This window comes from Liquorilactobacillus mali KCTC 3596 = DSM 20444 (assembly GCF_000260415.1).
Lineage (GTDB): Bacteria > Bacillota > Bacilli > Lactobacillales > Lactobacillaceae > Liquorilactobacillus > Liquorilactobacillus mali.
Window position 1 is genome coordinate 79739 of record NZ_BACP01000062.1, and the last position, 20002, is coordinate 99740.

At 32.9% G+C, this 20002-nt stretch carries 36 protein-coding genes and 2 tRNA genes; 15 read left to right on the top strand and 23 right to left on the bottom strand.

Going from position 1 to position 20002, the window contains the following annotated elements:
* The first annotated feature begins 66 nt into the window (after nt 1-66).
* From GSM_RS11525 to GSM_RS11595, 15 genes are all read left to right on the top strand, one after another.
* Entirely contained in the window at nt 67-309 is a 243-nt protein-coding gene (locus GSM_RS11525) for a hypothetical protein (protein WP_010078293.1), read from the top strand.
* A 14-nt stretch (nt 310-323) separates the two neighbouring features.
* A complete protein-coding gene (locus GSM_RS11530; protein WP_010078294.1) occupies nt 324-1367 on the top strand; it encodes a hypothetical protein in 1044 nt (347 codons plus the stop codon).
* Nucleotides 1367-1666, top strand: a complete 300-nt coding sequence (locus GSM_RS11535; RefSeq protein ID WP_010078295.1) for a hypothetical protein — start codon at nt 1367-1369, stop codon at nt 1664-1666. The genes GSM_RS11530 and GSM_RS11535 overlap by 1 nt, the downstream gene beginning before the upstream one ends.
* A gap of 172 nt (nt 1667-1838) precedes the next feature.
* On the top strand, nt 1839-2990 hold the full coding sequence (locus GSM_RS11540; RefSeq protein WP_010078296.1) for an RNA-guided endonuclease TnpB family protein: 1152 nt from the start codon (nt 1839-1841) through the stop codon (nt 2988-2990).
* Nucleotides 2991-3158: 168 nt separating this feature from the next.
* Entirely contained in the window at nt 3159-3617 is a 459-nt protein-coding gene (locus GSM_RS11545; RefSeq protein WP_010078297.1) for a hypothetical protein, read from the top strand.
* 85 nt (nt 3618-3702) lie between these two features.
* On the top strand, nt 3703-3981 hold the full coding sequence (locus GSM_RS11550; RefSeq protein ID WP_010078298.1) for a DUF6275 family protein: 279 nt from the start codon (nt 3703-3705) through the stop codon (nt 3979-3981).
* Nucleotides 3982-3984: 3 nt separating this feature from the next.
* Nucleotides 3985-4230, top strand: coding sequence for a hypothetical protein (locus tag GSM_RS11555; RefSeq protein ID WP_010078299.1), 246 nt, complete (start codon nt 3985-3987; stop codon nt 4228-4230).
* A gap of 1 nt (nt 4231) precedes the next feature.
* Nucleotides 4232-4621: a hypothetical protein gene (locus tag GSM_RS11560; protein WP_010078300.1), complete on the top strand. Its 390-nt coding sequence runs from the start codon at nt 4232-4234 to the stop codon at nt 4619-4621.
* 21 nt (nt 4622-4642) lie between these two features.
* Complete coding sequence (locus GSM_RS11565) at nt 4643-4897, top strand: hypothetical protein (protein WP_010078301.1); 255 nt, start codon at nt 4643-4645, stop codon at nt 4895-4897.
* Nucleotides 4898-5791: 894 nt separating this feature from the next.
* Nucleotides 5792-5865 (top strand) — tRNA-Arg (locus GSM_RS11570).
* Between the two features lie 82 nt (nt 5866-5947).
* Nucleotides 5948-6018: transfer RNA gene (locus GSM_RS11575), tRNA-Thr, on the top strand.
* Nucleotides 6019-6077: 59 nt separating this feature from the next.
* Entirely contained in the window at nt 6078-6881 is an 804-nt protein-coding gene (locus GSM_RS11580) for an SPFH domain-containing protein (RefSeq protein WP_010078302.1), read from the top strand.
* 9 nt (nt 6882-6890) lie between these two features.
* A complete protein-coding gene (locus GSM_RS11585) occupies nt 6891-7094 on the top strand; it encodes a hypothetical protein (RefSeq protein WP_010078303.1) in 204 nt (67 codons plus the stop codon).
* 240 nt (nt 7095-7334) lie between these two features.
* A complete protein-coding gene (locus tag GSM_RS11590; protein ID WP_076621446.1) occupies nt 7335-7976 on the top strand; it encodes a deoxynucleoside kinase in 642 nt (213 codons plus the stop codon).
* Nucleotides 7977-8109: 133 nt separating this feature from the next.
* Entirely contained in the window at nt 8110-8664 is a 555-nt protein-coding gene (locus GSM_RS11595) for a hypothetical protein (RefSeq protein ID WP_010078305.1), read from the top strand.
* Between the two features lie 126 nt (nt 8665-8790).
* Here GSM_RS11595 and GSM_RS14575 read toward each other — a convergent pair whose 3' ends face one another.
* The 23 genes from GSM_RS14575 to GSM_RS11715 all read right to left on the bottom strand — a co-directional run bounded on the left by GSM_RS14575 (nt 8791) and on the right by GSM_RS11715 (nt 19988).
* Entirely contained in the window at nt 8791-9705 is a 915-nt protein-coding gene (locus GSM_RS14575; protein WP_010078306.1) for a PDDEXK family nuclease, read from the bottom strand.
* A 169-nt stretch (nt 9706-9874) separates the two neighbouring features.
* Complete coding sequence (locus GSM_RS14580; RefSeq protein WP_010078307.1) at nt 9875-10960, bottom strand: hypothetical protein; 1086 nt, start codon at nt 10958-10960, stop codon at nt 9875-9877.
* A 148-nt stretch (nt 10961-11108) separates the two neighbouring features.
* Nucleotides 11109-11636 carry a phosphatidylglycerophosphatase A gene (locus GSM_RS11610; RefSeq protein ID WP_010078308.1) on the bottom strand — a complete coding sequence of 176 codons (528 nt, stop codon included), beginning with the start codon at nt 11634-11636 and terminating at the stop codon, nt 11109-11111.
* A gap of 13 nt (nt 11637-11649) precedes the next feature.
* Nucleotides 11650-12042, bottom strand: coding sequence for a hypothetical protein (locus tag GSM_RS11615; protein WP_010078309.1), 393 nt, complete (start codon nt 12040-12042; stop codon nt 11650-11652).
* A 13-nt stretch (nt 12043-12055) separates the two neighbouring features.
* Nucleotides 12056-12391 (bottom strand): hypothetical protein, encoded by a 336-nt coding sequence (locus GSM_RS11620; RefSeq protein ID WP_010078310.1) that lies wholly within the window; start codon nt 12389-12391, stop codon nt 12056-12058.
* 11 nt (nt 12392-12402) lie between these two features.
* On the bottom strand, nt 12403-12615 hold the full coding sequence (locus GSM_RS11625; RefSeq protein ID WP_010078311.1) for a hypothetical protein: 213 nt from the start codon (nt 12613-12615) through the stop codon (nt 12403-12405).
* A 12-nt stretch (nt 12616-12627) separates the two neighbouring features.
* A complete protein-coding gene (locus tag GSM_RS11630; RefSeq protein WP_010078312.1) occupies nt 12628-12867 on the bottom strand; it encodes a hypothetical protein in 240 nt (79 codons plus the stop codon).
* Nucleotides 12868-12880: 13 nt separating this feature from the next.
* A complete protein-coding gene (locus GSM_RS11635) occupies nt 12881-13426 on the bottom strand; it encodes a hypothetical protein (protein WP_010078313.1) in 546 nt (181 codons plus the stop codon).
* Nucleotides 13416-13712, bottom strand: coding sequence for a hypothetical protein (locus GSM_RS11640; RefSeq protein ID WP_010078314.1), 297 nt, complete (start codon nt 13710-13712; stop codon nt 13416-13418). Before GSM_RS11640 ends, GSM_RS11635 begins: the two co-directional genes overlap by 11 nt.
* A gap of 10 nt (nt 13713-13722) precedes the next feature.
* Entirely contained in the window at nt 13723-14451 is a 729-nt protein-coding gene (locus GSM_RS11645) for a hypothetical protein (protein ID WP_010078315.1), read from the bottom strand.
* Nucleotides 14452-14480: 29 nt separating this feature from the next.
* On the bottom strand, nt 14481-14831 hold the full coding sequence (locus tag GSM_RS11650) for a hypothetical protein (RefSeq protein WP_010078316.1): 351 nt from the start codon (nt 14829-14831) through the stop codon (nt 14481-14483).
* A 3-nt stretch (nt 14832-14834) separates the two neighbouring features.
* The gene (locus GSM_RS11655) at nt 14835-15014 is read right to left on the bottom strand and encodes a hypothetical protein (RefSeq protein ID WP_029327444.1); all 180 of its coding nucleotides are present in this window, start codon (nt 15012-15014) and stop codon (nt 14835-14837) included.
* Between the two features lie 30 nt (nt 15015-15044).
* Complete coding sequence (locus GSM_RS11660) at nt 15045-15353, bottom strand: hypothetical protein (protein WP_010078317.1); 309 nt, start codon at nt 15351-15353, stop codon at nt 15045-15047.
* A gap of 33 nt (nt 15354-15386) precedes the next feature.
* Nucleotides 15387-16154 (bottom strand): DNA polymerase beta superfamily protein, encoded by a 768-nt coding sequence (locus GSM_RS11665; protein WP_010078318.1) that lies wholly within the window; start codon nt 16152-16154, stop codon nt 15387-15389.
* A gap of 10 nt (nt 16155-16164) precedes the next feature.
* Complete coding sequence (locus GSM_RS11670) at nt 16165-16755, bottom strand: thymidine kinase (RefSeq protein ID WP_010078319.1); 591 nt, start codon at nt 16753-16755, stop codon at nt 16165-16167.
* Nucleotides 16756-16929, bottom strand: a complete 174-nt coding sequence (locus GSM_RS15115; protein WP_155820759.1) for a hypothetical protein — start codon at nt 16927-16929, stop codon at nt 16756-16758. It lies immediately after the preceding gene.
* Between the two features lie 20 nt (nt 16930-16949).
* Nucleotides 16950-17210 carry a YopX family protein gene (locus tag GSM_RS14315; protein WP_010078320.1) on the bottom strand — a complete coding sequence of 87 codons (261 nt, stop codon included), beginning with the start codon at nt 17208-17210 and terminating at the stop codon, nt 16950-16952.
* A gap of 12 nt (nt 17211-17222) precedes the next feature.
* Nucleotides 17223-17591, bottom strand: coding sequence for a YopX family protein (locus tag GSM_RS14320; protein ID WP_081484439.1), 369 nt, complete (start codon nt 17589-17591; stop codon nt 17223-17225).
* Nucleotides 17588-17941, bottom strand: coding sequence for a YopX family protein (locus GSM_RS14585; RefSeq protein WP_010078322.1), 354 nt, complete (start codon nt 17939-17941; stop codon nt 17588-17590). Before GSM_RS14585 ends, GSM_RS14320 begins: the two co-directional genes overlap by 4 nt.
* Nucleotides 17928-18164, bottom strand: coding sequence for a hypothetical protein (locus GSM_RS11700; protein ID WP_010078323.1), 237 nt, complete (start codon nt 18162-18164; stop codon nt 17928-17930). The genes GSM_RS14585 and GSM_RS11700 overlap by 14 nt, the downstream gene beginning before the upstream one ends.
* Nucleotides 18157-18609 carry a hypothetical protein gene (locus GSM_RS11705; RefSeq protein ID WP_010078324.1) on the bottom strand — a complete coding sequence of 151 codons (453 nt, stop codon included), beginning with the start codon at nt 18607-18609 and terminating at the stop codon, nt 18157-18159. Before GSM_RS11705 ends, GSM_RS11700 begins: the two co-directional genes overlap by 8 nt.
* Entirely contained in the window at nt 18602-19372 is a 771-nt protein-coding gene (locus GSM_RS11710; protein WP_010078325.1) for a hypothetical protein, read from the bottom strand. Before GSM_RS11710 ends, GSM_RS11705 begins: the two co-directional genes overlap by 8 nt.
* Nucleotides 19365-19988, bottom strand: coding sequence for a hypothetical protein (locus GSM_RS11715; RefSeq protein ID WP_010078326.1), 624 nt, complete (start codon nt 19986-19988; stop codon nt 19365-19367). Before GSM_RS11715 ends, GSM_RS11710 begins: the two co-directional genes overlap by 8 nt.
* Nucleotides 19989-20002 lie beyond the last annotated feature (14 nt).

The window sequence follows — 20002 nt, forward strand, 5'->3', positions numbered from 1 at the left end:
ATGAAGAAAACCGCTGCTGGATTAAGTGCGTGCATAGTATAATAGCATTACAAAGGGGTTGACGAAATGGACGAATTAGACAAGTTGATTGAACAATTTAATAATTTACGTGGTAATGATGCTGACAACGGTTATTATCTAACCGCTAATAGACGTGGGAATACTGTACAAATTAGGGACTCATTAACATTGCTAATGACTGTATCTTATGGTGGTTTGGAAATATATGGTTTAGTTGAATTTCTTGATAGAGATGAAACTGTACTAATTGGGAAAATGGTTGAGGAATGTATAGAAATGAATAATTAAAAAAGGGGTAAGGTATGGTAGAAAAATTAGAATTAAAGAAAGTGAAGAAACATGTTAAGAGTGTATCTCTTGCATATGATTTATTATCTTCAAGAGAATGGACACCTTCAAAAATGTTCAATTTCTTGTATATGAAAGATAAGAACGAGTACACAGAGCAAGAGAAAGAACAGATTAAGAATTTACTTAGTCCAAACTTTACTCCAACTCTAAGTGATTATTACAATATCGGAAGATACGTTAAGCAATTATTTGAGCAAGATGGTTATCCACCACTCCAACAAGCTTATGTTGCGTCTACCGATATTGTTATTAGTAGAGAATACATTGCCAGAGAACATAGTTTCAAGTTACAAGTTGAGATAGATTCAATCAAATATGAAATGAGAATAGGTATAAAAATTGTCACGGATTCAGATTATTTTGATGAATATGGATATTTTGTTATCAAACCTTCAGTTAAAACGAAGGATAGGAACAAAGATCTGCATTACAGAATAACCATATTTAATGTGGTCAATTTATCTGAGTGGGACAAGGACAATAAAGAAAAAACAAAGCGAGAGATATTTGATAAATATGACGAACTAAGACATAGCTATTCATATTTCAATCTTCTTAGTAAATGGAGATGGAGTAATAAAATGCTGCAAGGTTCAAAGGGATATTCTAAAGAGTTTTACTCAATAGCTAAACAAGTCAAAATACCTTTTTATAGTAAATTTCTTGCAATATTTAGATTCAATATTTTCGCATTTCTGTTCCCTAGCAGCAATCTTTCAAAATTGTACAAAAGGGGACAGGATATCTTAGCTGAACACAAAGAAGATTACACTGATTGTAGATATTATTGCAATGATATTTCATTAAGTCCTTATGTACAGAAGATATCTGATTTACCTAAATCGTTTAAGAAGATTGTCACTAGTGATGCAAAGTATGAGAAAATAGTTGATAGTTATTTAAATAAGTTTGAAGATATATTTGAAAAATTATTGGATAACCAAAACGTTTATTTGATACTAGATTCTATTGAATTGAAAGGAGAGAAAGCGTAATGAGTATTTTTAATTTTAAGAAAAAGAAGGAAGAAGTGAAACCTAAAGTTAAAACTGGTTTAATTCCAGCAGACAAAGCAAAAGAAATTCTTAATAAAGCCAATAGTTTAGAAAAATTAACAAAAAAAGACATTGAACTTATTAACGACAGAATAAAGAATCATGCAAAAACTGGTTCAAATAAATTTAGTCTTTTCTATGATACAACTGAATGTCCTCTTGAAGTGGCTATTTTTGAATTGGAGAAAGCTGGCTATAAAGCTACATTTTGTGAGAGGTATACAGACTTTACTTTTTAGGAGGAATGAGGAATGGAATTTATTTATTTATAGGGTCGGTAACTAAGAAAACTTATGCTTTTAATCGTAAGATGAATTAGTGCCTTGACCGACCAGAATTGTATTCTGTTACTTGGTTCTCAATATGCTGAAATTTTGGAGAAAAGCTTGACATCAAAGGAGGTGAACCTGAATGTATCAAGGCCTTAAACTACGGATATATCCTAATTTAGAACAACAAAAACAAATAGTTGAGAACTTTGGGGCAACTAGATTTGTTTGGAATCAGATGTTGGATATGCAAAGCAAGCGTTATAAAAATAATAAAGATTCTAAGTTCTTAAATGGTTTTGCAATGAACTTCTTATTAAGGCAATTAAAAACAGAATATCCATGGTTAAAACAAGCTGAGAGCACCTCACTACAAGACACTTGTGAAACTCTAGCTGTAGCTTTCCAAAGATTTTTTAAGAAGCTTGGGGGATATCCTAAATTTAAGTCGCGAAAATTTCCAAAGCAAAGTTTTAAATCTAAATGTATAAATAACAATGTTAGATTGATTGATAATCATTATTTGAAGCTGCCTAAATTAGGCATTATGAAGTACAGAGGGAAATTCACTGATGACAAAATCAAGTCAACGACTATCCAGTTAAGTCCAACAGGCAAGTTCTATTGCGTTTTACTAATTGAGTGTGAAAATCAAACACAATTTAGTAAGACAAATAAAACTGTCGGTTTGGATATGGGGATAGCTGATTTAATAATTACATCAGATGCTGTTAAATATCCGACAATTAGGTTTGATCAGATTCTTGCTAAGAAGAAACACTATTGGGAAAAACGACTAGCTAGAAGAAGGCTATTAGCACAAAAAGAAATAGCTTGGGATAAACACAACAAAGTCGTTGAACCTAGAGAACTAGCCAACTTTAAGAACTATACCAAGGCTAAACAGATGGTCGCTAAATATAGTGAAAAGATAGCTAACCAGAGGAAAGATTATCTTCATAAGATTACAATTGGGTTAGTTAAAGACTATGACAAAATAGTGATTGAAGATTTGAAAACTAATAATATGATTAAGAATCACAAATTAGCCAGAGCAATCGCTAACCAATCTTGGAGAATGCTTAGACTAATGTTGGAATATAAGTGCAAATGGTATGGCAAAGTCCTTAGTGTGGTTAATCCATACAAGACTAGTCAACTCTGCTTTAATTGTGGATATGATGATGGTAAACACGAACTAGATATTCGTGCTTGGACTTGTCCTCAATGCCATACACAGCTAGATAGAGATGTAAACGCAAGTAAAAATATATTAAAACTTGGTTTGGGCTAAACCTTAGTAAATAGAGTAAACCGCTGTCGAATACTGAAATGTATGAGATAAGTTATGCTTGTTCCTAGAAGCTCGGTACTTTAGTGCCGACGTAAGTCACACAACAATGAGTACAAGGTTTTCGATACAGCGGGTACAAAATTACCAGAGGGTGACGAGTTTATCACCATGCGCAATCAAATATTAGATTGGTATTTTTCTGACGATAAGAGTATATTATCCTACATTCATTCAGATAATGCAGATGAAGAGGTTGTTAATGAACTGTATATGAGCTTTGAAAGAAGATATCGTTTGTCTGATATTATTAATGAATTGCCACAGGATATCATATCTAAGGAAGACACTTATCCTCAATGGGTAGTAAGTGCTGTTAATGACAATGTAATGGAAAAGATTTGGTATCAAGATGATTACAACGAGATCATTGAGGAAACTAAGGAAAGCAAGGATTACAAAAAGGGTTATGACTCCTTAGTAAATCTATTCAAGGAGGAACTCAACGAGAACGAATACAGTGCTGAAAACATTGGTTATCCTAAGAAGATAAACAGTATACAAGAATATGAAAAAGAACATCCATATTGTTTTATGACTATTGTTGCTCCCCAGAAACGTTCTAGATAAATATGAACAATAGTAGTAATATTGACATATTAGTTAAATTATAGTATTGTTATTTATGATAAAAATAAAGGGGCGTGATAACAGAGTGGATAGTCAAAAATTTATTAAGGCATGTAAGAGGTTGGTGGTAAGTTATACTAATGAACATTTAGACATTACAAATCAGACCTTAGTTGGCGAATCAGATGTGTACGTTGTTTGGTCATCTAAAACATTGCAAAATAGCAAGGCGTGTTTAAGTACGAGATTACTTGATGAAATGTACTATGAAATAACCTACAACGGAGATAGGAAGGAATTATATTTTGATGCCTATAAGAAATTTGAAAATAGAAAGATTGATGTTGATTTTGAGGAGGACTAACAAGTGAAAGCTAAAGAAACAGTAAACATTATTGCGGGCATTCTTGGACTAAAAGATGTCTCTGATGATGCAAAAATTGAAACAATCAAGAACGTAGTTGGGGACAATCGTGTCCCTATCATGACTCATGACGGGTATGTTAAAGATATCCGAGAAAAATTCCCTAATAAAGTATGGAGTGACAAGGACTTTGAAGTTACCAATAGAGGAATCATTAACCAAGAGAAAGCAATGCTAGGAGGAAAATAAGATGATACGAAAGACTTTGATACCACGAGAAGAGTTCATAGCAAGAATCCTCAACGATGAAGACACATATAGTTTCAATGAAGCTATTGGTCTTCTAGCTGAATTAAAGCCAGATCCAGAAAAGCTATTCTTTGAAGGTGAGAAAACTACACAATTAATGTGGAGTGATTATCATAAATGTGTAACAGTTGATAGTATGCCACTTGATTATGATACTTTGAAGACCGCAATGCCGTTATCTGATATTGAGAACCCTTGGACAGCTCAACGTATTGGTACACAAGAAGAGATTGAGGAACTAATGAAAGATCCAGCTTGGATTAGAGAACAGGCTGCATCATTTGGCGCTTGCATGGGTGAAGTCATGGAACAGAATAGTAATCAAGATTAATTATGAAAGAAGGCTGAACTCATGGAGAAGAAGATTCTTACAGCAACAGTTATACAGATTGATGACAATAAAGATGAAACTTTTAAGATAAAGTTTGATAAAGACGCAAACCAACATGAATGTGAAGTAGTCGTAATAAGAGCTTTGCAACTATTGCTCAACAAATTTGTTGACGATTCAGGATTGGATTTTGAAGAAGCTCTAAAGATATATTCTAATTCAATTGTAGCTCATTTGGGCGCATTGCATGATATGGACGAAAGCAGAAAGGGGTGATTATTTACAATTCTTGAACGGAGTAGGTACTGGCATAATTTCAGTATTTTTTGTCTTTGTCATTATGACTTATAGTAAAGGGACACACCTCTCAATTGGAAATTACGATCTCGTAGACCACCCATATATTAGGTTAGCTATTACAATATTGCTATTGGTGATAATTCTGTTAAACGTATTTACAAATTTATTTCAGAAATAATAGTAGTAATATTGACATTTATACAAATGAGTTATATAATAATAACATGGTTGAGGTTGATAACAATATCCCCTTGGTTTGAATCCATAAAAATAGGCTTTTGATTAGTTCGATAGTCTAGCTTGTTGCATTAACAAATCTGAGTCGTAAAAAGCGTCAAAGAGGTCTAGTAACTAGAGAATGAGTACAATATTTGTCTACTCATAATATGATACTGACCAAGACGAATATTGTACAAAAAACCTTTGGCTGGCATCGGGCTAGGCTAGTAGAAGATGTCCACTGTACAAGATGATAACTTGTACACTCCCTACTCATCAATAGGGTTATTCTGAATTACGACTCAGATACATAAAGGATTGGGAGATAGGGCGATAGTATTTGTCGCTGTCAACTATCTAAATAAAATGAGGAATTTAGTATTCTTCAAAGTCGCTTGGTTTTGTTAAGCATCCGTACCTTTTCCAAGGGACTGGCAGTGAATGTCATAGAATTGATTTGTTTCTAGAGCATATCAGTGGGAGCATCACCCACCATTCACATTAACACCTATTCTTTAGTGAGTACGAGTGTTGAGCGTTCATCAAATTGCCTTGCATGGCGAGAAAAATATGTTATCGGAGTGAGGCGGCAATACCAAAATTCAATGATGATAATATTGACAGAATTTTACTCTTTTGTCTGTCAAACATAGTTGTGTAGCTCAATTGGATAGAGCAACTGACTTCTAATCAGTAGGTTATCGGTTCGAGTCCGATCATAACTATTACCAAAAATAAAAATCATGGAGTTTTTGGTAATAATGCACGTTTTTACCCCAACAAGTATGAGTTCCAACAGCTCATAGTGCCTGATTAGTTCAATGGTAGAACATTGGTCTAGTAATCCAACGACAACAGTTCGATTCTGTTATTAGGCATTCGTTAATAGTATGAATATTGACATTAATGAAAAACAATATATTAGGGGGAATAGTTTTTGAAAAAAGCAATAATTGGTTTGGTTTCAGGTCTTGTGATCTTAGTGGCATTAATTATCGGATTATTCAGGTTCACTGAAAGAATTGATAATGGGAATGTTGGTATTCGTTATTCTATGAATGGTGGAGTAAAGGACAAGGCACTTGGACAAGGTGTTCATTTTGTGGGATTTGATTATGTCACACAATATCCAATCAGAACACAAACTGTTCATCAAGAAGTCGGTTTAGCAACCAAAGATGGTAAGAAGACTGTTGTAAATATTTCATATGCTTATCATGTAGATGCCACTAAGGCAGTTAATGTCTACAAGAAATTTGGATCAGCAGATATTTTAAGTATAGAAAAAGGTTGGTTATCCCAAAAATTACAAAAGGCTGGCCGAGATACAATGTCTGAATATACATTGCTAGATGTGATGGGTTCTTCTTCAGCCAAGGTTCAAGGCGGTATTCTAACCGCATTCCAGCAATCAGTTGAGAAACAAGGCTTTATCATTGAGGATTTATCGTTTGGTGTCCCTAGTGTGGATGCACAAACACAAAAATCAATTGATGATTTAATCAAAGCTGGACAAGATAATAAAAGAGCTGAACTTGAAGCAAAATCTAAGCAAATTAAAGCAGAGGCCGCAGCCAAAGCTAAATTGACAAGAGCAGATGCTACTGCTCAGGCCAATGAAAAGATCAACAATTCTGTTACTGATAAGACTATTCAGTACATGGAAGCACAAGCTCGATTGAAACATGGTTGGGTTACTACACAAGGTAACGGTTCTGTTATCACTGATCAAACAAAGTAGGTGTGAGTCATGGTATTTTTCGTAACTAAAATACTCATATTACTAATCATCATTATTTTATTGGCTATTGCTTATATCTTAGTTAAACAATATTTTAGCCATACCAATAAGAACAAGAGCAAAACACGCATTAATGTTACTGATCGTAATGGAAATATTACACAAGTTAATGTCAATGGTGAGACTGTAAATATTGAATCAAAAAAAGATTAGGATGAAAATGGACAAGCCATTAATGGGAAATGCAAATTTTCCCTCATTCTTATTCCATAGCTTACTATGGAAAATAAAAATATGCTTTGTCTCGTATTTTTATTTGTTACACTTCAACTTCAACGAAAAATAAGAACCGAACAGAGGTGATAGTATATGATGATCTTTACATAGTATCAGCATTTAAAGTTGCTGGTACTATGTTTTTTTTTGACACAATAATAAAAAAGGGGCGTGTATATGGCTGTGATTGTATTAAGTGGAACTATTGGAGCGGGAAAATCAAGTCTAACAGGAATGTTAGCAGAAAAATTAGGGACTACAGCATTCTATGAAAGTGTTGATGATAATGAAGTGTTACCTCTATTCTATTCAGATCCAAAGAAGTATGCTTTTTTATTGCAAATCTATTTTTTAAATAAACGTTTTGCATCAATTAAAGCTGCATTAAAGGACGATAATAACATTCTGGACAGGTCTATCTATGAGGATAGCCTATTATTCCACCTCAATGCCGATTTAGGTCGTGCAAATCAGAAAGAAGTAGACGTTTATGACGAGCTGCTAGACAATATGTTGGAGCGTATCAGTAAATCAGATATTAATACTGCTCCAGACTTATTGGTTCATATTAGAGTATCATTCGATACCATGATGAAACGTATTGTTAAACGTGGACGTGAGTACGAACAGATTGAGAATGATCCAGACTTGTATGAATATTACAATGAACTGAATCGGAGATATGATAGATGGTACAATGATTTTGATATTTGTCCAAAAATTCAAATTGACGGAGACAAGTATGATTTCGTTGAAAACCCAGACGATGCTGAGAAAGTTTTAAAAGACATTGAAACGAAGTTAGCTGAAATCAGATAGTATTAATATTGAAATATGACAGTAGTCATATTTTTTTATTACCTCTAATTTTTTGGTTGTTTTTTCACACCATTCATAATATAATTAATCATATAAAAAGATAAAATTGAAAATGATAAGTGGGGATATTATTATGGCAATGACAATGGAACGTAAATTACAATATCTAAGAACATTAGCAGCAGAAAGCACGTACCTAAAACTCGGTACACGTTATCACTTAATTATATCTGATCACGAAGCACCTGTGTTGTTTAAAAATGCTGTAAAGAAAACGGGCTTTTGGGGTAGTGTTACAGGCGGAACAACTGGTTGGGCTTATATTGCATGTAAATCAATGGTTGTTAGGTTAGACGAAAGATATGAAGACAAGAACGTTGGTGGCGGAAGTTTTGGTAAGTCTTTAGCTGGAGAGTTGTTATTTGGTACTGCTGGAGCTATTGTAGGTGGCGCTGGTAGAGGTGTTCAAAAATCAAGATTAACAAAACTTAATATCAATATTTATGACAAAGACAATATGACGATGATACCTTTTCTGCAACTTAGATTGTTAGCAGCACCATGCGATTCACGTTCAATTACTTATCAACAAAAAATTGATTGGGTACAAAAATTCATACAACTAACTACAAAATATGGAGCAAGTTTTCAAGGCGAAGAACGCAAACCTGATATCGCTGCTGATTAATTATAGTTGTATGATTATGTAAGTAATACCTTGAACATTGTCTTAGAATGCGCCTGTCAGCATACATTAAAAAAAGAGTAAAAGAAAAAGACTAACCAATTTGGCTAGTCTTTTTAAATAGAAATATTAAGATAGGACAGACAGTAAAAATGTTTCATTAAGAACATCTAGTATCTCATCTTCATTAAATTTATATGTCAATCTAATCATTTTGATATTGTTGTCTTTACAATATTTATCTTTTTGTCTATCGTGGATGTTGAGCTTCATTTTATATTCTTTCCCACCAAAGAAATCAACCGCTTTATAATGTTGTTTTCCATCATACTCAATCATGATATTATAGTCTGGTAGATAAAAGTCAAAGCGTAGGTCTTTCTTATCCTTTAATCCTTCTACTTTATATTGTGGTATATCTTTAATATTATTATCTACAAACCATTGATGTATAAATCTTTCGTGCTTTGATATAGCATGGCATGTTGGACAACCATTGTTATGTGTGCTAAGTATATCATTAGGTGTAGTTTTAAAAACCCAGTTACAATTAGCATGTTTAATTCTTATAGGTTCTCTTGCTCCAAGATACTCACTCACAACAATATATTCTTTATCATATTTATCACATAATTCTTTTGCAAATTCTTCTGTCGTTTTCTTATGTCCCGAACCACATTTTGTGCATTTTGATCCAGCAAAGAATCTGTTGGGAGTTGTGATAAATATTTTACCACATTTATTATGTTTACATTTTATTTCTGTGAGAGATGTGGTATAAGGCTCTATGAAACTATACTCATTACCTGTTGTATTCCTTACTTTATATTTAAATGTATCGTTATCACATACAAATCCTTTGCAATAAGGACATGTTGATTTATTTTTAAATAATGATGCTGGAGTAATCTTCCATACATTATTACAGATTGAATGTAACAACTCCACTATTTCTGTACTTTTAGTGTAGCTAGAAATTAAAGAATATGCACCGCCAGAATAGGTGAGTAGTTTCTTTTTAAATTGTTCTTCATATTTCGACATTTAATATCTCCTTTTTTACATAAAATAAGCTACTTTACATAATGTATTTTATCGAAAGTAGTGATAAAGACCTACATAATAGAGTTTTACAACTACTTTACCTATAATTAATTATGTTTATGCTTAATTTAATGTTATTTTATTATTGTATATGTTAATATTACTACTTTCATTGCAATTTGATATTAAGCTGTTGTAATCTTTTCGGATTAATCAATTCCGTTAATGCTGACGATTCCATCTTAGCCATGTCGATTAAATAGAAATCATTTCCAGATTTCATAACGTCTAATGACCAACATCCTTTCAATGAAAGTACGTCTATGATAGATTGAACGTTGTTATTAATCCTACCAACGTTATCATTGAAATCTTGATTCAGAACAGGTTCAAACGCTTTGTACGTTTCATACCACTCATAAATCCTATCATCAACTAAGCCTTGTGATTGCAGTACGTTCTTCATGACAAGTGGATTCCAATATGGAACAGTCTGAATTAAGTCTTTGGTATCACAATCAATGAAACATCTAAATTCAGTTCTTAACGGCATACCATCATATATGGTTGGTCTATTTTCGGGTTCATCAATGTATTCTCTCACAACTATATCGTTTGTACGACCAGCACCAACAGACATGGCATGATTATTGATTACTTGAAAGTATTCTCCGACTTGTTTTTGTTCTGAAGGAATCAAGTGACAATTCCTAAATTGAAATTTTGCACTGAATTCACCATTTTTCAAAAAATAGTGCTTGTTTTTATCCAAATCTAAATTTTTAAGAAGTATTTTATTGAAAGCATTCTTTGATACATCATTTGTGTCTTGATATTCAATTCTCATGAACTGTGATAATTCCATTGGCAAAGTAAAACATTTTGTTTCTGGAATTTTAAAAAATGTATTGCCGTTTTGTTCTGCCAATTTGTGTGCTTGTGCTAACTGTGGAAACCAATTTGAGAAAGTGTTAGGGTTCTGATTGAATCTAGCGTATAAGTTTTCTGTTAAATCAGATACACTCTCCATACGTTGCAATAGAGCATCTAAATTTTTCTTCTCATTAGGATCTGTTTGTTTGCTAATCACATCTTCTAAATCAGCAATGGACCGATCAACTGGTAGACCATCAGTTCTCATGTATTTATCTGGCGCAAACATTACGCCATCAAACTTTCTAACTGGTAATAATGATTGACTTGCGGTTTTTAATTCATTTTTTATTTCATCTAAACTATCCCAATATGCTCCCATGATTACCTCCATATAATTGTGATTTATTTTTAACGAACAATAAACATATACCTACATAAGTCGTTCGTCATTAATGTTGAATATGGAATAAGTATATGTTTATTGTTCGTGTATTATACTTGTTTTTAGTGATAAAATCGTCATTTTATTAACCAACATTTATCGTGGCAATCTTTAATGGACGGCCATGACCCAATCGACCAACTAGGCCAGATGCTAATGCAGTAAATAAATCATCACTAAATGTATTAATCTTGTCACCATCATTATCAAGTTGTTTAGCATATCCAATCTTCATCTTGTCACCATAACCATAATTTGTTACACCTAGTGAACCATACAAATTAGCCAAGCCGATTGCCAACAACTCATCAATACCAAACTGGCCTAAATCATTTGCGATAATAGTCTGCATTGGTTCTGGCAATTTCTTCTCTGTTGCTAGGTTATCCAGCATTAATCCAGTTGCTACGATATTCAATACTTCACGTTTCTTAAACAGTTGATAGAAGCCGCACCCGAAATCTTTGACGGTCTTTTCTGGAAAGTATTCATGTTCCATTTCGTACACAGCTTCACCAATTGTTAATGGTGTGATATTTTTCTTTTTCAATTCAATCATCACATAATCAAAAAGTTCTTGATCTGGATATTCCATATTCTTGTTTGCTACCAATTTCTTTCACTCCTTAGATGTATCTTTCTTCACCATATTTTTCTATAAACTCCGTTCTGGACAACCTATAAATATCATACAATTCGTGTTTATTAAGATTATGCAGCCTAATCCTGTAAACCAACCTCCACCGCTTATCCATTCCACTTTTTGAAATGAAAAAGTTGTCTGGAAATTCTTCTTTGTTAGGATAGTATTTTTTCTTATAAACATTTTCATCGTAATATTGTATCTGTGCATCATCAAACATGTCTTCATTGAACCATTCATATTTGTTTTTCTTTTTGCTCATTCTATTTTTACGAGGACATATGGGTTGACCACTATGTTTATGATATTGATAAGTGAACCATTTGTGCCGTGGATATTCCATTTTTAAACTTACTCTTCTTAAACTAAGACTCATATGCCACCTCTTCTTAAATGTATTTCTTTGCACCATGTTTCTCAATGTAGTCTGCTTTGTTCATATAGTAAATGTCATGCAATTCTTCGGCATTTAGACATTTACGTCTAATACGATAAACCCTTCGCCATCTCGGTTTGGTCTTGTGACTACCAAATAAATAATAAGTTGCATTGTAGTTTGTAATATCTAATTGAAAATACAGGTCTTCATTGAACCACTCGAACTTTTCCCTCTTCTTGCACTCCCTTTTAGAATGTCCTCTCTCACCAATTTCATACCATTTACCGAACCATTTATGACGCATATATTCCTGATTGTACCCCACAGGTCTTAAACTAAGACTCATAACATTTCTCCTTATTTAGTTTCTACTTTAATTAAGCCTTCTTTATAGGCTTGTCCGACACATGCAGAACACAAGTTGTCTTCATCATAATCAATGTTGTATTCTTTAATTCTTCCAGCATCAGCAGTAGCATTGCGACAACAACTCTTTATACCAAATTTGGATAAGGGTAGAGACGATACAATATGAGTAACTTGTTTTGATTTATTTTGGAAAATCTTCATAACGTTTCCTCCTTAATACATAGCACCTATAATTTCATTAACTCCCGAACTAAGTTGTTTCTGCGCACTACTCCATTCCCAATATAATTTATTCTTCTGTGCCATAAGTCTGGATATTTTTCTACTTAATCGTTTTTCATCTGATTCTGAAACTGTTTCATATTCTTCACACAAATCTTCGATATGCTGATCTAAGAGTTTCATTTTATCTTCAAGTGCAACAATGTTATTATGAGTAATCTCGATATTCATGATTTTATTCCTCCTAGTTCCGTGACTGGTAAACTGGTAGATCAAATGGAAGCTCTGCAATATCAATAGGATTCATGGGTATTTTAATTAGTGTATCGACAAAATCTTGATTGAAATGTTGGATATTTTCTTCATTAAAGAGAGCAGCGTCTTCTAAATTGAATGCCGAATATTCCATTCTCTCGTTAAGATATCCGTAACTTGGTCTTAGAAGTAAAAAATTCTTAGAATTTATTTCTTCTTTGAGGTTATTCAATGACTCGTGTTTAGATACCCAAGCAATTAAATCTCTGACATCTTTTACCCAATCTTCAAACTCTGTTTTAAATGCAGCAGATGAATCCATAAAATCACCACCACTTTCAATGAGGTACTTTCTGAATTTAGAGTAAACATCTTTCTCATGACTATATATACCATTTTGGACAAAATCTGACGGTAATTTTTCTTTTAGTTTTTCTGCCCTATCAAACAAATCACTAATAACTGCGTTTAATTTAACCACGTTTATTTGTTCTTTTCCCACGTCTTTACCCTCTTTAATAAAATTAGTTTTCATTTTTGTCATCCTTTCTGTTTTTGAGCTTGAATTTCACCAACATGATAAGCCATAAAATAAATGTAAATATAATACACCCAACTACACCAATGCCAACGTAACATCTAACCAACAAGAAATCTGATGAGACATGGAAATGGTTGACAAATATAAAGTAATAAATCAAATATAAAATACAGCCAATCATTGTTATCAAGCTACCCAAAAATATAATCACTTCTACCATTTCAAGAACAGCATTAGCAACCTCTGAAAAGGTGGGAGGCTTTTTACCTTTTAAAAACATATAATCTCTCCTATCTATCTATTAATTCAGCTTGACGTTCAACCCAATTGTAGAACTGCCTATCATGCTCTTTGATTGATGACATTATATGATTATTATTGTTTACTTGTATAATCAAATCGTAATAATCTTCATCGTCAATGCGGATTACGTCTGGCATAAAATTAGCATTTTTCTTTTTCCTGTTGTACACGACCCAAACCATAGCAAGAGATTTGGTATAATCAAAAATATCATCGTGAAAATAGGGCTTATCGGACAATTTGTCATAATCCTTGATTTGTTTAATTGCCTTCAGCATTTCGTTTCTAGAAAACGTTTCTTCATTTGTGGGTAGATTAAAACGACTACCGAAATAGTCATCAAATTGATAATCGGGTACATCTTCCCAAGTCATAAAACGCTTGTGGTATATGATATTAACGATTTGAGACACTAATTCTAATATAAGCAAGGTAAAAACAATTATACCCATGATGTGATACTCTATAAATACACTCCCCACAATACATAAACAGAATAAAAAAAGTAATGTAATCATTAATTTGAAAAATATTACACAAGTTCTATCCCAGATATAATTTGGTAGGCTTAATGATTTATAAATATTATTTAGTGTAATATCATTTTCTAGGCTGATTGAATTTCTACGCCTTAGAACCGCTAATAATGTATTGATTTGAATTTGTTTTTCAGAACTCTCGATAATATATTCTGTTACTTCTACCTTCTTTTCCATATTTCTCTCCTGTTATAATGTCAAGATTACTACTTGCAGAAACCACCATTAAGCAATTGTTGTAACATACTAAAGTTAGGAGTAAACAACCCCTTAGTTGTTATGACAATTGCTATCAAGAATACAAGGTCAAAAATCACCAATACAATCAATACTAAAATTCTAGCTATCGGATCATCTTCCCACCTTGTCTTGTTTTCATAGCATTCTTTAATGTTTCTAAACAAAAAGTACCCAGCTATCGTGAAACCAATAAAACCTAGTACAGACAATGCAATCGTTATAAATGACTGCATCATGTATTCATGAACCAATTCATGATACCCTTGTGGTGTCTTTTTCATTAGTTCCATAGCTAATACATTTAATTTATTGTCCAATTGTTACACCTCCACTAACTTTTCCACCTCATCTACTGATAAACTTACAAATGTACCAGCCGATACTTTGACAGTGACCGCCATTACCTTATTGTCACCTGTGATTTTGTCACTAATGATTCCTTGATCACCATTAAATACACCTTCTAAAATTAATACTTTGTCGCCTACTTCTAAATTCATAATTTATCCTCCTTTAAATGTTGTTTAATTCTATAATCTGATAGTTCCTCTTATCATGAAGTCTTCCTCAATCAATTTAGCTGCAAGGATATCTTCTGAAGTCAAAGTATGAATACCCTCACTTAATCGTTCAAATCGCTCAACTGAATATGTGAAACCTAGATTGTATTTGATCATATCAGTCCAAACGGTTTCTAATTCAATTTTGCCACTTTCTAAATCTTCTCGATATTTGTCAAAGTTGAATTTCTTTCCCTTTACTACATTGTCCAAAAGATCATATTCATGCTTAATGTTAAGCACGTAGTTTTCAGACTTTTTATTGTAACTCAACCACATATTCTATAACACTTCCTTATTGTAAGATGTATACTACCTAGGTTCGATAAATAATGGTGTATTGTAGATAAGTTTGTCCATTAACTCGAAATCAGTCTTGGTCTCCATACTCTCGTACTTTTCTTTTAGAGCTTTATACAGTCCCTCTGGGTCTATAAAATGTAACAAATCTTTATCATAGCTATCAGTGTTTTTAACATACATATATCTAGCTATGCCAGAGATTTCGACTTCTAAGAATGTATTCTCACAAACGTAAACCTCGTTTTCTAAGAAGGTATTGTTATAAACAGAAATTCCATATCTATACGCTTTAATTAGATTAAATAATTCTTTACCAAAAGAACCGCTGCCATGGTACACCTTATCTGGTGACATCCTAGACAGGTTAGATTTAATCATTCCGACACATGACCCAACAAAATGTTTTGAATCCATAGAAGATAGTAGTTCTCTATATTGATAGAGCATTTCAGCCAATGTACTGAAATATGTGCCAATAAATACTGGACGATTGAAAAATATCTCAATAAAATTAGGGTTAGTCTTCTTCAATAAAGAAAATAAATGAGTGATATCGAAACACTTAATTTCATAATTTTCACCTCTATATGTCTTACCCTTATTCCTATCACTCAGCACAAAGTCTTTCTTATTAGAAATAGTGAAAGCATAAAAATCATAATCTGAATTAAGATTGTTAGTTCCAGTTAATCTTGACCCCGTCAAATATAATAAAGCTAAATTAGGTATCTTCTCTCTAATGTCGTTCACAATCTTTTGCGGTACTGATACTTTCATGTTACCCCTCCTATTTATGTGCCCCAGCATTAGTGGGACAATGCCAATGTCTACGACAAACAGAGATATACTCTTCATCTCCGATTTGTACTTGTTCACCTTCATAAACTGGCTTACCATTAACCATTCGTAAATTCATTGTTGCTTTCTTATTACAATATCTGCATACAGTTTTGATTTCTTCGAGCTTATCAGCAAGTGTCAAGAGTGCTTTGCTACCCTCAAATAGATTATTACTAAAGTCATTTTTCAGACCATAACAGATAACTGGTATACCAAACAAATCCACAATGCTGGCTAGTTCCTCAACCTGTTTACTTGTCAAGAATTGAGATTCGTCAATCAAGATACATGATGGATCAATTTTCAGCATATCTTCATCTATGATATCTCCCATAATGCTTGTTTCATTGCTTACGGGTATTGCCTCATGAGAGATACCAATGCGGCTGCTAATGCAACCTACACCCGACCTAGTATCTAATGAACTCGTCAATAGAATAACTTTCTTACCACTCTCACGATAATTATGAGCAACCTTCAGCAACTCTACACTCTTACCACTGTTCATAGTTCCATATCTAAAAAACAATTGTGCCATCTATTTTCCTCCTTCACGTTTGCCTTGGGGACTATAATCTTTATATCCCTTGTAACCGTGATAATTATTTTCTGGACAGTTAAGATACCATTTATTGCCCGTAATATTAAACCTTGATTTTAATATCTTCTTGTCTTGTATTAATAAAGCATGATTCCTAGCTCTCTTGCGCATTTATACTTCCTCTTTTCTTATTAAACTGACAAAATTTCTAATTCTCTACCAAAGTGATAACCATTAACAGAAAAGTTATCTTTGCCAACCTCTCTTGCAATCCATTTTCCGTACACATAATTATCATTTTTGACAAGAAAACTCTCTTCCACTTTCACATCTGGAACATTGACAAAGTTATTTATTCTATACGGTTGTACACGATCGCCTTCGTAAATTTTCTTCCCATTTTTGTCTTTGATTCCAGTGTATCTTCCAAAAGCCCCATGAGTTTTATTCATTTTTTCCTCCAATTATTCGACAATCTTTAAATCATAACATCCATATTCACTAAGAGGTAAATTCCCAAGCATAAGAGACGTTTTTGTTGACCAAATTTTACCGATTCTATGATCCATTAGTTTAGGAGTTAAGTTAGACCAAAATTCAACATTATCTCCTTCATAAATCTTTTTGCCACTTTCAATATCTTTTCGTCCTGAATATTGTTCAAGAATTACATCATCATTTTTTACATTCCAAGTTTCATTTTTGCCTTTAACAATCACGTAGACCGAACTAGGAGTTCCATCTGTGTCCCTATTTTGGATTGCTGTCACATAGTCCGATCTAACATTCAACCTTTTATTAAATGCTCTAAAAATCATTCTTTCGTTCATCATGATACCTCCAAGAGTTCTGGGTTCTGGTGGATGTTTCCCACTACTTCTCCCTTACGAACTGCATAATCAACACGTACCCAGCCTGTTACGAAACTAGCATCTTCTTGCGACCATTTGACAACTAGATATTCAACATCACCTGTACTATTAACATATTTGATAATGTCGCCTTCATAGATTTCTTTGTCATTCTTATCTCTGTGACCTATATATTGTTCCCAAGTAGCGGTATCATTTCCGACTAAATCATCAACTAGTCCTCTAAAACTACCAAAGTTAAAACTTTCAATAGACATGTATTTATATTCCCCTAAATCTTCATGCCATGCTCTGAAGTTAATTTGTCTCATTTTCTAACCCCCATTTTGCAAACTCTGCCAATACTTCAAGCTCTTGCTTCGATGTTAATTTTTTAAAAGAGTTTTCAACAACCACATTTAAATTACCTACAACATGTCTCCTATGAAGTGTTCCTATAACACCTATTGGACTTAGCTCTAAGGATTTGTCTCGGTCTACGTAATTTTTGTACCCTTTAAGCCATTTCAATACAATATTTTGAACCTTATTCATCTTCTTCACTCCCTACAAGATTAATGTGTAATGATCTAACAGTTTTACCCATGATTATATTTTTTGCTCCCAACACATTGAGTCTTATCAAACTTGCACGATACCCATTATGTTTTAATGCTTTTACTATCGTATTAAGTGACTTATCATTCAACTTATTAAGATGTGGATTCTCTTCAGCAATTATTCCTAAAGCAATACTATTACTCTCTTTAGCTGAGGATATTAAACGAGACACTTCTTCCAATGATTCTTTTGTAACACTAGTTTGTGTTGGTAAGAAATCACAAATTTCATCAAATGTCATACACTTATTTTCTTCTATCATTTCATCATCCTTCTTTATAAAAGTAAAACCTAAGCGCTTAAAGGTCTCTTCAATTTCTTGATCTGTTGCTTTTACTCCATAATTATCAAATAAATTTTTTAAATTAATCTTAGGCATTATTACCACTCCAATTCAATCGTGTACGCAATGTTCTGCGACCATAATTAATAATCTCTCCGCATCGCAATCGTTCAAGTGTTGTTTTCTTATCTTCTCTAAATCCCCATCCAAGAAAGACGCTAACGTTGTATTTCTCTTTTAGTTTTCTACCATATTCTGTTTCAAAGAAATCATCATTAATATCTTTAATCGTGAATGACAGTCCATTTTCAAAAAATGTGCTATTTGTAACTTCGTCTACATGAATCGTATTTAACAATTGCACGTCATCTTGAATCTCATTATTCTTCAACCAATTTTCTAAATCTTCAAGTTGTGTCTTTGTTAAACTTAAATCATTAATTAAGTCATAATAATTGTTTTTGATACGTGCTATTCTTATCAATTGTGACTCTGGCAGATTCAATGGAATAAAGTATTTATTTTCAGTTACAAACGACAGATCATAATGATCATGTTTAAATTTTATGAGCTGTGCGTATATTCCATCAAACTTTGTTAAGTAAATACCTCTTTTAAACCACATATTACGATTTGCATCAATAATGTTGTCAATGTTTATACAAGCTATAATTAACCAGCCAACAAAACTAACGAATAATATCAACAAAATAAAGACCAACAATATATCAATGGTTATTGCTATAATATATTGATACAGTTTTCCATTTACGCCACATTCTTTACGAGTGCCATTCTTACTATTCCACAGTATCTTGGCGTACTCATTCATTACTGTAGAACGTTCGCTGCTATCCATTTAAGAAATCTCCCTCTTCCCACATAGACATGATTTCAGTTTTTCTGCTCTCCAATTTACTAGTTTTTGAATCAATATCCGTCAACATCTGCTTGTACAATTTTTCTCTATCAGTATCTTCAAGAACCTTGATTATTGGGTACTTTTCTTTTTCGACAACGTCAGTGTATAACTGTTCAAGTGTTTCAAATTTGACTTCTCTAGTGCTGCTGTTGTAATATCCGAAATGTTCAGATAGGTAATTTATTATTACCTTGTCTGATTTCTTTTTATATCTGAAGGGGCTGCCTTGCTCTACGTCATATACTTCTACGTCTGCATCCATATTGACGTAATGACGATAGGTACAATTGATTACATTCTTGCTTAGATCAATTTGTTCACCATAATCAAAGAATAACTTATATACATGCGGAGTCAGATATTTATTGCTATCAAGTAGTTCGAGATTTATCTTAATTTTGTCTCCGAAATAAAAGACGGCCATATCACCAGCTTTGTTACGTCCATGACCATGTATTTCATGTGTCTTGACTTTGATTAAGTCTCTCCACCTATGTCTTAATACCAGCTCTTTAATAAGGTACTTCTTCATATTTACATAACATTCAGCCATAATTTCTCCTTATC

Coding starts and splice junctions, on each gene's coding strand:
- GSM_RS11525 (WP_010078293.1), top strand. CDS start 67: ATGGACGAATTAGACAAGTTGATTGAACAATTTAATAATTTACGTGGT.
- GSM_RS11530 (WP_010078294.1), top strand. CDS start 324: ATGGTAGAAAAATTAGAATTAAAGAAAGTGAAGAAACATGTTAAGAGT.
- GSM_RS11535 (WP_010078295.1), top strand. CDS start 1,367: ATGAGTATTTTTAATTTTAAGAAAAAGAAGGAAGAAGTGAAACCTAAA.
- GSM_RS11540 (WP_010078296.1), top strand. CDS start 1,839: ATGTATCAAGGCCTTAAACTACGGATATATCCTAATTTAGAACAACAA.
- GSM_RS11545 (WP_010078297.1), top strand. CDS start 3,159: ATGCGCAATCAAATATTAGATTGGTATTTTTCTGACGATAAGAGTATA.
- GSM_RS11560 (WP_010078300.1), top strand. CDS start 4,232: ATGATACGAAAGACTTTGATACCACGAGAAGAGTTCATAGCAAGAATC.
- GSM_RS11565 (WP_010078301.1), top strand. CDS start 4,643: ATGGAGAAGAAGATTCTTACAGCAACAGTTATACAGATTGATGACAAT.
- GSM_RS11585 (WP_010078303.1), top strand. CDS start 6,891: ATGGTATTTTTCGTAACTAAAATACTCATATTACTAATCATCATTATT.
- GSM_RS11590 (WP_076621446.1), top strand. CDS start 7,335: ATGGCTGTGATTGTATTAAGTGGAACTATTGGAGCGGGAAAATCAAGT.
- GSM_RS11595 (WP_010078305.1), top strand. CDS start 8,110: ATGGCAATGACAATGGAACGTAAATTACAATATCTAAGAACATTAGCA.
- GSM_RS14575 (WP_010078306.1), bottom strand. CDS start 9,705: ATGTCGAAATATGAAGAACAATTTAAAAAGAAACTACTCACCTATTCT.
- GSM_RS14580 (WP_010078307.1), bottom strand. CDS start 10,960: ATGGGAGCATATTGGGATAGTTTAGATGAAATAAAAAATGAATTAAAA.
- GSM_RS11615 (WP_010078309.1), bottom strand. CDS start 12,042: ATGAGTCTTAGTTTAAGAAGAGTAAGTTTAAAAATGGAATATCCACGG.
- GSM_RS11620 (WP_010078310.1), bottom strand. CDS start 12,391: ATGAGTCTTAGTTTAAGACCTGTGGGGTACAATCAGGAATATATGCGT.
- GSM_RS11625 (WP_010078311.1), bottom strand. CDS start 12,615: ATGAAGATTTTCCAAAATAAATCAAAACAAGTTACTCATATTGTATCG.
- GSM_RS11630 (WP_010078312.1), bottom strand. CDS start 12,867: ATGAATATCGAGATTACTCATAATAACATTGTTGCACTTGAAGATAAA.
- GSM_RS11635 (WP_010078313.1), bottom strand. CDS start 13,426: ATGAAAACTAATTTTATTAAAGAGGGTAAAGACGTGGGAAAAGAACAA.
- GSM_RS11640 (WP_010078314.1), bottom strand. CDS start 13,712: ATGTTTTTAAAAGGTAAAAAGCCTCCCACCTTTTCAGAGGTTGCTAAT.
- GSM_RS11645 (WP_010078315.1), bottom strand. CDS start 14,451: ATGGAAAAGAAGGTAGAAGTAACAGAATATATTATCGAGAGTTCTGAA.
- GSM_RS11655 (WP_029327444.1), bottom strand. CDS start 15,014: ATGAATTTAGAAGTAGGCGACAAAGTATTAATTTTAGAAGGTGTATTT.
- GSM_RS11660 (WP_010078317.1), bottom strand. CDS start 15,353: ATGTGGTTGAGTTACAATAAAAAGTCTGAAAACTACGTGCTTAACATT.
- GSM_RS11665 (WP_010078318.1), bottom strand. CDS start 16,154: ATGAAAGTATCAGTACCGCAAAAGATTGTGAACGACATTAGAGAGAAG.
- GSM_RS11670 (WP_010078319.1), bottom strand. CDS start 16,755: ATGGCACAATTGTTTTTTAGATATGGAACTATGAACAGTGGTAAGAGT.
- GSM_RS15115 (WP_155820759.1), bottom strand. CDS start 16,929: ATGCGCAAGAGAGCTAGGAATCATGCTTTATTAATACAAGACAAGAAG.
- GSM_RS14315 (WP_010078320.1), bottom strand. CDS start 17,210: ATGAATAAAACTCATGGGGCTTTTGGAAGATACACTGGAATCAAAGAC.
- GSM_RS14320 (WP_081484439.1), bottom strand. CDS start 17,591: ATGATGAACGAAAGAATGATTTTTAGAGCATTTAATAAAAGGTTGAAT.
- GSM_RS14585 (WP_010078322.1), bottom strand. CDS start 17,941: ATGAGACAAATTAACTTCAGAGCATGGCATGAAGATTTAGGGGAATAT.
- GSM_RS11700 (WP_010078323.1), bottom strand. CDS start 18,164: ATGAATAAGGTTCAAAATATTGTATTGAAATGGCTTAAAGGGTACAAA.
- GSM_RS11705 (WP_010078324.1), bottom strand. CDS start 18,609: ATGCCTAAGATTAATTTAAAAAATTTATTTGATAATTATGGAGTAAAA.
- GSM_RS11710 (WP_010078325.1), bottom strand. CDS start 19,372: ATGGATAGCAGCGAACGTTCTACAGTAATGAATGAGTACGCCAAGATA.
- GSM_RS11715 (WP_010078326.1), bottom strand. CDS start 19,988: ATGGCTGAATGTTATGTAAATATGAAGAAGTACCTTATTAAAGAGCTG.